Here is a 12,865-nt window from a genome sequence, read left to right on the forward strand (position 1 = left end):
ACCCGGTCTTGAACAGGGAACGGGTCGAGTCCACCAGACGGCGGTCATCGGCCTGGTCACCGACGTTCAGCGGCAAGGCCCCGAACACGCTGCCGGCGGAAACCCGCTGCAGGCCGTTGACGCGAATATCGGAGATGGTGAAGGACTCGGCGTGAACTTCAGCGATCATCAGTGCGGACATGACCGCAGTTAGCAGCAGACGTTTCATGAAGTCCTTTTATTCCAACTGGCAATAAACAACCCACCGCGATAACACGGCAGGTTCGCAATTGAGCGAAGCTTTATAGTCGACCCAGATCGTTGATCAGGGCGAGCAACATCACCCCTATGACCAAACTGATACCGATCTGGACCCCCCAACCTTGCACCCGATCCGAGAGCGGACGACCGCGCGCCCACTCGACCAGGTAAAACAGCAAATGCCCCCCATCCAGTACAGGAATGGGCAGCAGGTTAAGAACCCCCAGGCTTATGCTCAGGTAGGCAAGGAAATTCAGGAAATCCCCGACGCCGGACTGGGCTGAAGCGCCCGCCACTTTAGCAATGGTTATCGGTCCACTCAAGTTTTTTACCGAGAGCTCCCCGAACAGCATTTTCTTCAGCGATTCAAGGGTCAGGACGCTCATGTTCCAGGTGCGCGACAAGCCCTCACCTACCGCATCCAGTGGGCCGTAGCTGACTTCACGGAGCATGTCGGCAGGCCATTCGCCACCTTTTACCCCGGCACCCAGATAGCCACCAGCCGCCTTGCCCTCGCCTTTACGGGCCAGGGTTACCGGCACCTCAAGGGCAGTACCATCGCGCTCCACGCGCACTACCACCTTGGCATCCGGGCGGGCACGCACACTGTCGACGACCTGCTGCCATTCGGTCACGGCCGCGCCATCGACGGCCAGCAGCCGGTCACCGGTCTTCAGGCCCGCAGCGGCAGCCGGCCCCTTGGGATCGATTTCGGCGAGCACTGGCACGATAGCCGGGCGCCAGGGGTGCAGACCGAGGGACTGGATCGGGTCCGGTTCATCGGCACCTTTCAGCCAGCTGTCCAGTTTCACCTGTAACTGGCGCTCGGCCGTGGCACCTTCGTCGCGCACGCCAACCTGCAGCGTGCCGCTCTCGCCGAGGCGGCGAACCAGTTGCAGGTTGACCGCCGACCAACCGCTGGTCGGTTTGCCGTCGATGGATACGATTTCCTGGCCTGCGGTCAGGCCAGCCGATGCTGCCAGGCTGCCAGTATCGACCGCACCTATCACCGGGCGAATCTGCTGGGTACCCAGCATCGCCAGCACCCAGAAGAACAGGATGGCCAGCAGGAAGTTGGCAATAGGGCCCGCTGCCACAATGGCGATACGCTGGCGCACCGATTTGCGGTTGAACGATTGCCCGGCCAACGCTGGCGGCACATCGCCCTCGCGCTCGTCGAGCATCTTCACATAGCCGCCCAGCGGAATCGCGGCCACCACGAACTCGGTGCCGTGGCGGTCGTGCCAGCGCAACAGCGGCATGCCGAAGCCCACCGAGAAACGCAGCACCTTGACCCCGCAGCGACGCGCCACCCAGAAGTGGCCGAATTCGTGGAAGGTGACCAGCACACCCAAGGCCACGAGGGTGCCGATAATCATGTAGAGCGCTGTCATGTCCATCTCCGAATGATGTTCAGCGGGCCGGCGTCACGCGCAGGCACCTCACGAACCATGGCGGGCCTGCATCAGCGACCGTGACGCCTCAGCCACTCACGGGAAAGCTCCCGGGCACGCTGGTCGGCGGCAAACACCGCGTCCAGCGACGGCAAGGGCACGACGGGTTCCTGGCCGAGCACCTGTTCGATCATACTCGCGATCTCGGGAAAGCGAATACGCCGCCCAAGAAATGCCTCGACGGCCACTTCGTTGGCTGCGTTGAGTACGGCGGGCGCACTGTTGCCAGCCTCGGCAGCCTGCCGCGCCAGGCGCAGGCAAGGGAAGCGTTGTTCGTCGGGCGACTGGAAATCCAGACGGGCGATGGCGAACAGGTCCAGCGGCGCCACGCCGGAATCGATCCGTTCAGGCCAGGCCAAGGCATTGGCGATCGGTGTACGCATATCCGGGTTGCCCAGCTGCGCCAGTACCGAACCGTCCACGTAGTCAACCAGCGAGTGGATCACGCTCTGCGGGTGCACCACCACTTCGACCTTGGCCGGGGCGGCATCGAACAACCAGCAGGCTTCGATCAGCTCCAGACCTTTGTTCATCATGCTGGCCGAATCGACAGAGATCTTGCGCCCCATGGACCAGTTCGGGTGCGCACAAGCCTGCTCCGGGGTCACGTCCAGCAGGGCATCGACCGGCGTCTCGCGGAACGGGCCACCGGAGGCGGTAAGCAGGATGCGGCGCACACCCACGGCACTCAGGCCACGGGCATAGTCGCCGGGCATGCACTGGAAGATCGCGTTATGCTCGCTGTCGATCGGCAACAATACGGCACCACTGCGCCGCACTGCGTCCATGAACAGCGCGCCCGACATGACCAGCGCTTCCTTGTTGGCCAGCAACACCTTCTTGCCGGCCTCTACGGCTGCCAGCGTCGGGCGCAGCCCAGCGGCACCGACAATGGCCGCCATCACTGCATCCACTTCTGCCGCCGCGGCCACCTGGCAAAGCCCGGCCTCGCCTTCCAGCACTTCGGTGGTAGAGCCAGCCGCAGCCAAGCCAGCGCGCAGCCGCTCGGCAGCCTCGGCGCTTGGCACCACGGCAAACGCCGGGCGATGACGCTCACACAACGCCAACAGCTCGTCGATACGCGAATAACCACTGAGGGCGAACACTTGGTAGCGATCTGGGTGACGGGCAACCACATCCAGCGTGCTCAGGCCGATCGAGCCGGTGGCACCGAGCACGGTAATACGCTGCGGGCGACTCACATCACACCCCATTCGGCAGCCCACAACAGCACGGCAAAGATCGGGATCGCCGCCGTGAGGCTGTCGATGCGATCAAGCACGCCGCCATGGCCAGGCAACAGGTTGCTGCTGTCCTTGATGCCGGACCGGCGCTTGAACATGCTCTCGGTCAAGTCACCCACCACAGAAGCCATCACCAGCAACGCGGCGCCCAGCAGGCCCAGCAGGATCTGGCCAACGCCCCAGCCGCGGCTGATGCCGACACCCAGGGTAATCAGCAAGCTGACCGCCAGACCGCCATACACACCTTCCCAACTTTTGCCCGGGCTGACCTGCGGGGCCAGCTTGCGCTTGCCGAACGCCCGGCCAGAAAAGTACGCGCCAATGTCGGCGGCCCATACCAATACCATGACCGAGAGGATCAGCCAGTTGCCCAGCGGCCAGTGCTTGAGCAGCACCAGCCCCTGCCAGGCAGGCAGCAACACCAACAGGCCGATCAGCAAGCGGCAGGCGGCGCTGGCCCACAGCTCGCTGGTACGCGGGTAGGTGAGGACCAACCAGGTGGCCAGCCCCCACCAGATCACCGCAGCACCCAGCACCCACGGCGCCAGCTCTGGAAGGATGTAAAGCAGCATCAGCGCCCCGGCGACCACCAAGGCATAGGCGATGCGCAGCGGCTGGGCCATCAGCCCGGCCAGGCGCGCCCACTCCCAGGCGCCGAGGGTCACCACGAAGCCGATGAACAGGGCGAAATCCCCACCGTTGAGCAGGAAGAAACCACCCAGCGCGATCGGCAGCAGGATCAGCGCGGTAATGATGCGTTGTTTAAGCATTAAGCACGAGCTCCAGCCTCGACCTGCTCGCTGGTCTTACCGAAGCGGCGCTGGCGCGAAGCGAAATCGGCCAGGGCATTGCGCATGGCCTCGTGTTTGAAGTCCGGCCAGTACAGGTCGGAGAAGTACAACTCGGCATAAGCCAGCTGCCACAGCAGGAAATTGCTGATGCGGTGCTCGCCACCGGTGCGGATGCACAGGTCCGGCAGCGGCAGCTCGCCGGTTGCCAGGCAGGTCTGCAAAAGGCCTGGGGTGATGTCTTCCGGGCGCAGGTGCCCGGCTTGCACTTCCCGCGCCAGCCGCTGGGCGGCCTGGGCGATGTCCCACTGGCCACCGTAGTTGGCCGCGATCTGCAGGATGAAGCGGTTGCTGCCGGCGGTCTGTGCTTCGGCCTCGCGCATGGCAGCCTGCAGCTCAGGGTGAAACCGCGAGCGGTCACCGATGATGCGCAGGCTGATGTTGTTCTCGTTGAGGCGCCTGGCCTCACGGCGCAGTGCCGAGAAGAACAGCTCCATCAACGCCCCCACCTCTTCGGCCGGGCGCTGCCAGTTTTCGCTGGAGAAGGCGAACAGGGTCAGGACCTCGACCCCGGACTGAGCACAAACTTCGATGACCGCGCGAACGGCGTCGACACCCGCCTTGTGCCCAGCAACGCCGGGCAGCAGGCGCTTTTTCGCCCAGCGGTTGTTGCCATCCATGATGATCGCGACATGACGCGGCACCGAGGACGGCGCCGCTGGCTTGGTCTTTTCCATTAAAAAACCCCGGCCTTAGACGGCCAACAGGTCCTTTTCCTTGGCTTTGTAGGCGGCATCGACTTCAGCAATGAACTTGTCGGTCAGCTTCTGAATTTCGTCCGCTGCGCGACGCTCTTCGTCTTCGCTGATTTCCTTGTCCTTGGTCAGCTTCTTCAGGTCGGCCAGGGCGTCACGGCGCACGTTGCGCACCGCCACCTTGGCATCCTCGGCAACGCCGCTGGCCTGCTTGGTGTAGCCCTTGCGGGTTTCTTCGGTCAGGGCCGGCATCGGTACACGGATGGTGGTACCGGCGCTGGACGGATTCAGGCCCAGATCAGAGGTGAGGATGGCCTTCTCGATGGCAGCGCTGAGGTTCTTGTCGTGGGCGACGATCTTCAGGGTGCGCGCGTCTTCCACGGTGATCGCAGCCACCTGGTTCAGCGGCATCTCGCTGCCCCACGCAGTCACCTTGACACTGTCCAGAATGCTCGGGTGAGCGCGACCGGTGCGGATGGACGCCAGGTTACGAGCCAGGGCCTCGATGGACTTGCCCATGCGCTCCTGCGCGCTTTTCTTGATGTCGTTGATCATGCTTGGCCTTCCTCGATCAGAGTACCTTCAGCGCCACCCACCACGATGTTCAGCAGGGCGCCAGGCTTGTTCATGTTGAATACCCGCAATGGCATCCCGTGGTCGCGGCACAAGACGATTGCGGTCAGGTCCATCACACCCAGTTTGCGATCCAGGACCTCGTCATAGGTCAGGTGATCGAACTTCTCGGCGTGAGGATCCTTGAATGGATCGGCAGTGTACACACCATCGACCTTGGTCGCCTTCAGCACCACGTCAGCATCGATTTCGATGGCACGCAGGCAGGCCGCGGAGTCGGTGGTGAAGAACGGGTTGCCAGTACCGGCGGAGAAAATTACCACATCGCCGGAGTTGAGGTGGCGAATAGCTTTGCGACGATCGTAATGATCGGTGACACCGACCATGGAAATGGCCGACATGACCAGGGCCGGGATGTTCGAGCGTTCCAGCGCATCGCGCATTGCCAGGCCGTTCATCACGGTGGCGAGCATGCCCATGTGGTCACCGGTAACGCGATCCATGCCGGCTGCGCTGAGCGCGGCCCCGCGGAACAGGTTGCCACCACCGATCACCAGGCCGACCTGGACACCGATCCCTACCAACTGGCCAACTTCAAGGGCCATGCGATCCAGCACTTTCGGGTCGATCCCGAAGTCTTCCGAGCCCATCAGGGCCTCGCCGCTAAGTTTGAGCAAAATGCGTTTATAGCGAGGTTGGCGACCACTCACCTGCTGAGCCATTGCGAGTCTCTCCTGCGGCGTACTTTTAGAAAATTCGTGCGGGCTGTTTGCAGCCTGCTAACTGTAGCGTGGCACCGTTTTGGTGCCAGCGAAGAGGGCATCGGATAAACCCCCCTCCGCTTTGACAAAGAGGCTGCGCGCGTGAGCGGGCAGCCTCTTTGGGGCGACAGACGGGGCTGTCTTACTGCTTGGCAGCAGCTACCTGAGCGGCAACTTCAGCAGCGAAGTCGTCGACTGGCTTCTCGATGCCTTCGCCTACCTTGAAGTAGGTGAAGGAAACGATTTCAGCACCGGCTTTCTTGGCCAGTTCGCCAACCTTGACTTCCGGGTTCATGACGAAGGCTTGCTCTTTCAGCGAGGCTTCGGCCTTGAACTTGGTGATACGGCCGTTGATCATGTTCTCAACGATGTTTTCCGGCTTGCCGGCGATCTTGTCGGCGTTCAGCTGCAGGAAGACACCCTTCTCGCGCTCGATGGCCTCGGCGGAGATTTCCGACGAATCCAGGAACTCAGGGTTCGACGCTGCAACGTGCATGGCGATGTTCTTGGCCAGCTCGACGTCGCCGCCTTTCAGGACAACAACGGCACCGATCTTGTTGCCGTGCAGGTAAGCACCGACAACGTCACCCTCAACGCGCACCAGGCGACGGATGTTGACGTTCTCGCCGCACTTGGCAACCAGGGCTTCACGAGCAGCTTCACGCGAGGCGATCAGCGGAGCAGCGTCGGTCAGCTTCTGGGCGAAGGCTTCTTCCAGGCTTTCTGCAACGAAGTTCTTGAAGTCGTCTTGCAGGGCCAGGAAGTCGGTCTGGGAGTTCACTTCCAGCAGAACGGCGGATTTACCGTCGGTCTTGACCGCGATAGCGCCTTCAGCAGCGACGTTGCCAGCCTTTTTGGCGGCCTTGATGGCGCCCGAGGCACGCATGTCGTCAATGGCTTTCTCGATGTCGCCGCCGGCCTTTTCCAGGGCCTTTTTGCAATCCATCATGCCTTCGCCGGTACGCTCGCGCAGTTCTTTGACCAGCGCTGCAGTAATTGCTGCCATTTCAAAATCCTCTTGGAAAGTTTTTCAACCATTCCACCCGTTGTTCACGGGCGTTAAATTCTGCAAATCCGCTGTTTTCATTTCAGCAGGCCCATGATGCGGGGACGATGCTGACAGCAGGATTTCAAGGTGGCAAAAAGGGGGCAGAGCCCCCTTTTTGCGTGCCAAGTAGACGCTAGCGCCTATTACTCAGCAGCAGGTGCAGCCGCTTCTTCAGCGTAAACTTCGGTGCCGCCGGCAACGTTGTTGCGGCCGCGGATGACTGCGTCAGCCATCGAAGTCATGTACAGCTCGATAGCGCGGATGGCGTCATCGTTACCCGGGATGATGTAGTCAACACCTTCAGGGCTGCTGTTGGTATCGACAACGCCGATAACCGGGATGCCCAGCTTGTTGGCTTCGGTGATCGCGATGCGCTCGTGATCAACGTCGATAACGAACAGAGCGTCTGGCAGACCGCCCATGTCCTTGATGCCGCCCAGGCTGCGATCCAGTTTTTCCAGGTCGCGGGAGCGCATCAGGGCTTCTTTCTTGGTCAGCTTGGCGAAAGTGCCGTCTTCGGCCTGGGTTTCCAGGTCGCGCAGACGCTTGATCGAAGCGCGGATGGTCTTGTAGTTGGTCAGCATGCCGCCCAACCAACGGTGGTCAACGTATGGCGAACCGCAACGAGCAGCCTGCTCGGCGACGATCTTGCCGGCGGAACGCTTGGTGCCGACGAACAGGATCTTGTTCTTGCCCTGGGCCAGGCGCTCAACGAACGACAGGGCGTCGTTGAACATTGGCAGGGTTTTTTCCAGGTTGACGATGTGGATCTTGTTACGCGCGCCGAAAATGTACTTGCCCATTTTCGGGTTCCAGTAACGGGTCTGGTGGCCGAAGTGCACACCGGCCTTCAGCATATCGCGCATGTTGACTTGGGACATGATAGTTCCTTGATAAGTCGGGTTGGGCCTCCACGTATCCCAATGACCAACCCGCGAGTTCTGCAACTCGGGGCACCCAGGTCATCGTGTCGACACGTGTGTGGGTTTGAGTGCTGACGGGGTCGTCCCCGAAAGCGGCGCATTTTATACCACAGACCGCAGCCGAACGGAACCCGGATACTGTCGCGTCCGTCAGCGGCTTTTGCAGCACCCCGGCTTTCGCGCCAGAATGCCAGCTGTAGACAGCAGCATGGCCGCCTTTATCCCGACCGATCGGCGCCCTGCTCTGCTAGAATCCGGCCTTTCCCGTTTGTTAGCGCCGTGCACGGCGCCGTAGAGAGCCTGTAATGACCGTCACCATCAAGACCGCAGAAGACATCGAGAAGATGCGCATCGCTGGCCGCCTGGCCGCCGAAGTGCTGGAAATGATCGAAGAACACGTCAAGCCCGGTGTCACCACCGAAGAGCTCGACCGCCTCTGCCATGACTATATCGTCAATGTTCAGCAGGCCATCCCGGCGCCGCTCAACTACAAGGGCTATCCGAAGTCGATCTGCACCTCGATCAACCATGTAGTCTGCCACGGCATACCCAATGACAAGCCGCTCAAGGACGGCGACACGCTGAACATCGACATCACCGTGATCAAGGACGGCTACCACGGCGACACCAGCCGCATGTTCCACGTGGGCACCGTGCCGGTATGGGCCGAGCGCCTGTCCAAGGTGACCCAGGAATGCATGTACAAGGCCATCGAGCTGGTCAAGCCGGGCTGCCGCCTGGGTGACATCGGTGAAGTGATCCAGAAGCACGCGGAAAAGAACGGTTTTTCGGTGGTGCGCGAGTTCTGCGGCCATGGCATCGGCAAGGTGTTCCACGAAGAACCGCAGATCCTCCACTACGGCCGCGCCGGTACCGGAATGGAACTGAAAGAAGGCATGACCTTCACCATCGAGCCGATGATCAACCAGGGCAAGGCCGACACCAAGGTGCTGGGCGACGGCTGGACCGCCATCACCAAGGACCGCAAGCTCTCGGCGCAGTGGGAACACACCCTGGTCGTGACTGCGACCGGCTACGAGATCTTCACCCTGCGCAAGGACGACACCATCCCGCGCACTTCGGCCTGACCGCCCCCCCCGGTAGACCACTCCCACGACAGGAACGTGACGCGATGCCCCAGGTGGACCCCGAGCTGTTCGACCGCGGCCAGTTCCAGGCGGAACTGGCACTCAAGGCGAGCCCTATCGCCGCCTTCAAGAAAGCCATCCGCCTGGCCGGCGAGGTGCTCGACAAGCGTTTTCGCGCTGGCAGCGAAATCCGCCCGCTGATCGAGGCCCGCGCCTGGCTGGTCGACAATATCCTGCAACAGGCGTGGAACCAGTTCGACTGGGGTGACCACAGCGGCATCGCCCTGGTCGCGGTAGGCGGCTACGGGCGCGGTGAACTGCACCCGCATTCTGACATCGACCTGCTGATCCTGCTGGGTGCTGCCGAGCACGAGCAGTACCGCGACGCCATCGAACGCTTTCTGACCCTGCTATGGGACATCGGCCTGGAAGTGGGCCAGAGCGTACGCACGGTCGACGAATGCGCCGAACAGGCTCGCGCCGACCTGACGGTGATCACCAACCTGATGGAAAGCCGCACCATTGCCGGCCCCGAGGCCTTGCGCCAACGCATGCTGGAAGTCACCAGCACCGCGCACATGTGGCCAAGCAAGGAGTTCTTTCTGGCCAAGCGTGCCGAGCTCAAGGCCCGCCACCACAAGTACAACGACACCGAGTACAACCTCGAGCCCAACGTCAAGGGCTCGCCTGGCGGCCTGCGCGACATCCAGACCGTGCTGTGGGTCGCCCGGCGCCAATACGGTACGCTGAACCTGCACGCACTGGCCGGCGAAGGCTTCCTGCTGGAAAGCGAGAATGAACTGCTGGCTTCGTCCCAGGACTTCCTGTGGAAGGTACGCTACGCCCTGCACATGCTGGCCGGGCGCGCCGAGGACCGCCTGCTGTTCGACCACCAGCGCAGCCTGGCCGCACTGTTGGGCTACAGCGACGACAACCCTAAGCGGGCAATCGAGCAGTTCATGCAGCAGTACTACCGGGTGGTGATGAGCATCAGCCAGCTGTGCGACCTGATCATCCAGCACTTCGAAGAAGTCATCCTCGCCGACGAGGAAAGCAGCAGCACTCAGCCGCTGAACGCGCGCTTCCGCCTGCATGACGGCTATATAGAAGCCAGCCAACCGAACGTCTTCAAGCGTACGCCGTTCGCCATGCTGGAAATCTTCGTGCTAATGGCCCAGCACCCGGAAATCAAGGGTGTGCGCGCCGACACCGTGCGCTTGCTGCGCGAGCACCGGCACCTGATCGACGACACCTTCCGCACCGATATCCGCAACACCAGCCTGTTCATCGAGCTGTTCAAATGCGAAATCGGCATCCACCGCAACCTGCGGCGGATGAACCGCTACGGCATTCTTGGCCGTTACCTGCCGGAATTCGGCCTGATCGTGGGGCAGATGCAGCATGACCTGTTCCACATCTATACGGTCGATGCACACACGCTCAACCTCATCAAGCACCTGCGCAAGCTGCAATACACGCCAGTATCCGAAAAATTCCCGCTGGCCAGCAAACTCATGGGCCGCCTGCCCAAGCCCGAGCTGATCTACCTGGCCGGCCTTTACCATGACATCGGCAAGGGCCGTCAGGGCGACCACTCGGAAATCGGTGCAGTGGATGCGCAGAAGTTCTGCGAACGCCACCAACTACCGGCATGGGACAGCCGGCTGATCGTCTGGCTGGTGCAGAACCACCTGGTGATGTCGACCACCGCCCAGCGCAAGGACCTGTCCGACCCGCAGGTAATCAACGACTTTGCCCTGCACGTGGGCGACGAGACACGCCTGGATTACCTCTACGTGCTGACAGTGGCCGATATCAACGCCACCAACCCCAGCCTGTGGAACTCGTGGCGAGCCAGCCTGCTGCGCCAGCTCTACACCGAGACCAAGCGCGCCCTGCGCCGCGGCCTGGAGAACCCGCTGGACCGCGAAGAGCAGATTCGCCAGACCCAATCTGCAGCGCTGGACATCCTGGTGCGCGAGGGTACCGACCCGGACGACGTCGAGCAGTTGTGGTCGCAGCTGGGTGACGACTACTTCCTCAAGCACACCGCCGCCGATGTGGCCTGGCACAGTGACGCGATCCTGCAGCAACCAGCCGATGGCGGGCCTCTGGTACTGATCAAGGAAACCACCCAGCGCGAATTCGAGGGTGGCACCCAGATCTTCATCTACGCCCCCGACCAGCACGACTTCTTCGCCGTGACAGTGGCGGCCATGTCGCAGCTGAACCTGAACATCCACGACGCGCGGATCATCACCTCGAGCAGCCAGTTCACCCTCGACACCTATATCGTTCTGGACAACGACGGCGGCTCGATCGGCGACAACCCGCAGCGGGTCCGGCAGATTCGCGACGGCCTGACCGAAGCGCTGCGCAACCCCGAAGACTACCCGACCATCATCCAGCGCCGGGTGCCGCGCCAGCTCAAGCATTTCGATTTCCCGCCGCAGGTGACCATCCTCAACGATGCCCAACGGCCGGTGACCATCCTTGAAATCACCGCCCCTGACCGCCCGGGCCTGCTGGCCCGGCTGGGGCGGATCTTCCTGGAGTTCGACCTGTCGCTGCAAAACGCCAAGATCGCCACCCTCGGCGAACGGGTGGAGGACGTGTTCTTCATCACCGATGCCGACAACCAGCCGCTGTCTGACCCGCAACTGTGCAGCCGCCTGCAGGAGGCCATCGTGCAGCAGCTACAAGCCGGCCAAGGTAGCGACACCAGCCCGACCCGCGTGACCATTTAACGATTAGACGATTGACGAGACCTTGCGCCGATGAACCATGCTTTGACCCAGCTTCAGCCCTACCCGTTCGAGAAGCTCCGCGCCCTGCTGGGCAGCGTGAAGCCTGCGGCGGACAAACGCGCCATCGCCCTGTCGATCGGTGAGCCGAAGCACGAATCGCCGGCATTCGTCGCCCAGGCCATGGCCGACAACCTCGACAAGCTGGCGGTGTACCCCAGCACCGTCGGCCTGCCGGCCCTGCGCCAGGCCATCGGCCAATGGTGCGAGCGGCGCTTTGGCGTGCCGACCGGCTGGCTGGACGCCGACCGCCACGTCCTGCCGGTCAACGGCACACGTGAAGCGCTGTTCGCCTTCACCCAGGCGGTGGTCAACCGCGCCGATGACGGCCTGGTGGTCAGCCCCAACCCGTTTTACCAGATCTACGAAGGCGCAGCGCTGCTGGCCGGCGCCACCCCGCACTACCTGCCGTGCCTGGAAAACAACGGTTTCAATCCGGACTTCGACGCCGTACCAGCCGAGGTGTGGCAGCGTTGCCAGATCCTGTTCCTGTGCTCGCCAGGCAACCCGACGGGCGCGCTGGTGCCCATGGAGACCCTGAAAAAGCTGATTGCCCTGGCCGACCAACATGACTTCGTGATTGCGGCCGACGAGTGCTACAGCGAGCTGTACTTCGACGAGGATGCGCCGCCACCGGGCCTGCTGAGCGCCTGCGCCGAGCTGGGCCGTAGCGATTTTGCGCGCTGCGTGGTGTTCCACAGCCTGTCCAAGCGCTCCAACCTGCCAGGTTTGCGCTCGGGCTTCGTGGCTGGCGATGCCAACATCATCAAGCCGTTCCTGCTCTACCGTACCTACCACGGCTGCGCCATGCCGGTGCAGACCCAGCTGGCCAGCATCGCCGCCTGGCAAGATGAGGCGCATGTACGCGAGAACCGCGACCAGTACCGCGCCAAGTACGATGCCGTGCTGGACATCCTGCAGCCGGTGATGGACGTGCAACGCCCGGATGGCAGCTTCTACCTGTGGGCCAAGGTGCCGGGCTGTGATGCCGAGTTCACCCGCGACCTGTTCGAAGCCCAGCATGTGACCGTGGTACCGGGGTCGTACCTGTCGCGTGAAGTGGCTGGCGTGAACCCGGGTGCCGGGCGCGTGCGCATGGCCCTGGTTGCACCGCTGGCCGAGTGCATCGAGGCGGCAGAGCGGATTCGCGCCTTCCTGCAAAACCGTTGACTGAACCGGGGGCGCTT

The 12,865-nt window shown here is 62.4% G+C and carries 11 protein-coding genes and 1 pseudogene; 3 read left to right on the forward strand and 9 right to left on the reverse strand.

All coding sequences use genetic code 11. The features are described 5' to 3' along the window. The 9 genes and pseudogenes from DMX11_RS22435 to rpsB all read right to left on the reverse strand — a co-directional run. Window positions 1-208: pseudogene (locus tag DMX11_RS22435) on the reverse strand (outer membrane assembly protein); the annotation flags it as partial. A 73-nt stretch (window positions 209-281) separates the two neighbouring features. Continuing rightward, on the reverse strand, window positions 282-1,634 hold the full coding sequence (gene rseP, locus DMX11_RS22440) for an RIP metalloprotease RseP (RefSeq protein WP_110746984.1): 1,353 nt from the start codon (window positions 1,632-1,634) through the stop codon (window positions 282-284). 71 nt (window positions 1,635-1,705) lie between these two features. Further along, window positions 1,706-2,896 (reverse strand): 1-deoxy-D-xylulose-5-phosphate reductoisomerase, encoded by a 1,191-nt coding sequence (ispC, locus tag DMX11_RS22445; protein ID WP_110746987.1) that lies wholly within the window; start codon window positions 2,894-2,896, stop codon window positions 1,706-1,708. Beyond that, entirely contained in the window at window positions 2,893-3,708 is an 816-nt protein-coding gene (locus tag DMX11_RS22450; protein ID WP_110746989.1) for a phosphatidate cytidylyltransferase, read from the reverse strand. The genes ispC and DMX11_RS22450 overlap by 4 nt, the downstream gene beginning before the upstream one ends. Then, complete coding sequence (gene uppS / locus DMX11_RS22455; RefSeq protein WP_110746992.1) at window positions 3,708-4,463, reverse strand: polyprenyl diphosphate synthase; 756 nt, start codon at window positions 4,461-4,463, stop codon at window positions 3,708-3,710. The genes DMX11_RS22450 and uppS overlap by 1 nt, the downstream gene beginning before the upstream one ends. A gap of 15 nt (window positions 4,464-4,478) precedes the next feature. Further along, entirely contained in the window at window positions 4,479-5,036 is a 558-nt protein-coding gene (gene frr, locus DMX11_RS22460; protein WP_110746994.1) for a ribosome recycling factor, read from the reverse strand. Beyond that, entirely contained in the window at window positions 5,033-5,776 is a 744-nt protein-coding gene (gene pyrH, locus DMX11_RS22465) for a UMP kinase (protein WP_012270836.1), read from the reverse strand. Before pyrH ends, frr begins: the two co-directional genes overlap by 4 nt. A 181-nt stretch (window positions 5,777-5,957) precedes the next feature. After that, a complete protein-coding gene (tsf, locus tag DMX11_RS22470; RefSeq protein WP_012270835.1) occupies window positions 5,958-6,821 on the reverse strand; it encodes a translation elongation factor Ts in 864 nt (287 codons plus the stop codon). Between the two features lie 185 nt (window positions 6,822-7,006). Beyond that, window positions 7,007-7,744, reverse strand: coding sequence for a 30S ribosomal protein S2 (rpsB, locus tag DMX11_RS22475; RefSeq protein ID WP_003252287.1), 738 nt, complete (start codon window positions 7,742-7,744; stop codon window positions 7,007-7,009). Window positions 7,745-8,091: 347 nt separating this feature from the next. On the opposite strand from rpsB, the gene map reads away from it, so the two are divergent. The 3 genes from map to dapC are packed head-to-tail and all read left to right on the forward strand — an operon-like array spanning window position 8,092 to window position 12,848. Beyond that, window positions 8,092-8,874, forward strand: coding sequence for a type I methionyl aminopeptidase (map, locus tag DMX11_RS22480; RefSeq protein ID WP_110746996.1), 783 nt, complete (start codon window positions 8,092-8,094; stop codon window positions 8,872-8,874). Window positions 8,875-8,918: 44 nt separating this feature from the next. Further along, window positions 8,919-11,621: a [protein-PII] uridylyltransferase gene (locus DMX11_RS22485; RefSeq protein WP_110746998.1), complete on the forward strand. Its 2,703-nt coding sequence runs from the start codon at window positions 8,919-8,921 to the stop codon at window positions 11,619-11,621. Window positions 11,622-11,651: 30 nt separating this feature from the next. Continuing rightward, window positions 11,652-12,848 carry a succinyldiaminopimelate transaminase gene (gene dapC / locus DMX11_RS22490; protein ID WP_110747001.1) on the forward strand — a complete coding sequence of 399 codons (1,197 nt, stop codon included), beginning with the start codon at window positions 11,652-11,654 and terminating at the stop codon, window positions 12,846-12,848. Window positions 12,849-12,865: the final 17 nt, after the last annotated feature.

Source organism: Pseudomonas sp. LB-090624 (assembly GCF_003205205.1).
Classification (GTDB): domain Bacteria; phylum Pseudomonadota; class Gammaproteobacteria; order Pseudomonadales; family Pseudomonadaceae; genus Aquipseudomonas.

Excerpts from the sequence above, each read along its gene's own strand:
- rseP (WP_110746984.1), bottom strand. The coding sequence starts at position 1,634 with ATGACAGCGCTCTACATGATTATCGGCACCCTCGTGGCCTTGGGTGTG.
- DMX11_RS22485 (WP_110746998.1), top strand. The coding sequence starts at position 8,919 with ATGCCCCAGGTGGACCCCGAGCTGTTCGACCGCGGCCAGTTCCAGGCG.
- rpsB (WP_003252287.1), bottom strand. The coding sequence starts at position 7,744 with ATGTCCCAAGTCAACATGCGCGATATGCTGAAGGCCGGTGTGCACTTC.
- DMX11_RS22450 (WP_110746989.1), bottom strand. The coding sequence starts at position 3,708 with ATGCTTAAACAACGCATCATTACCGCGCTGATCCTGCTGCCGATCGCG.
- pyrH (WP_012270836.1), bottom strand. The coding sequence starts at position 5,776 with ATGGCTCAGCAGGTGAGTGGTCGCCAACCTCGCTATAAACGCATTTTG.
- tsf (WP_012270835.1), bottom strand. The coding sequence starts at position 6,821 with ATGGCAGCAATTACTGCAGCGCTGGTCAAAGAACTGCGCGAGCGTACC.
- dapC (WP_110747001.1), top strand. The coding sequence starts at position 11,652 with ATGAACCATGCTTTGACCCAGCTTCAGCCCTACCCGTTCGAGAAGCTC.
- frr (WP_110746994.1), bottom strand. The coding sequence starts at position 5,036 with ATGATCAACGACATCAAGAAAAGCGCGCAGGAGCGCATGGGCAAGTCC.
- uppS (WP_110746992.1), bottom strand. The coding sequence starts at position 4,463 with ATGGAAAAGACCAAGCCAGCGGCGCCGTCCTCGGTGCCGCGTCATGTC.
- map (WP_110746996.1), top strand. The coding sequence starts at position 8,092 with ATGACCGTCACCATCAAGACCGCAGAAGACATCGAGAAGATGCGCATC.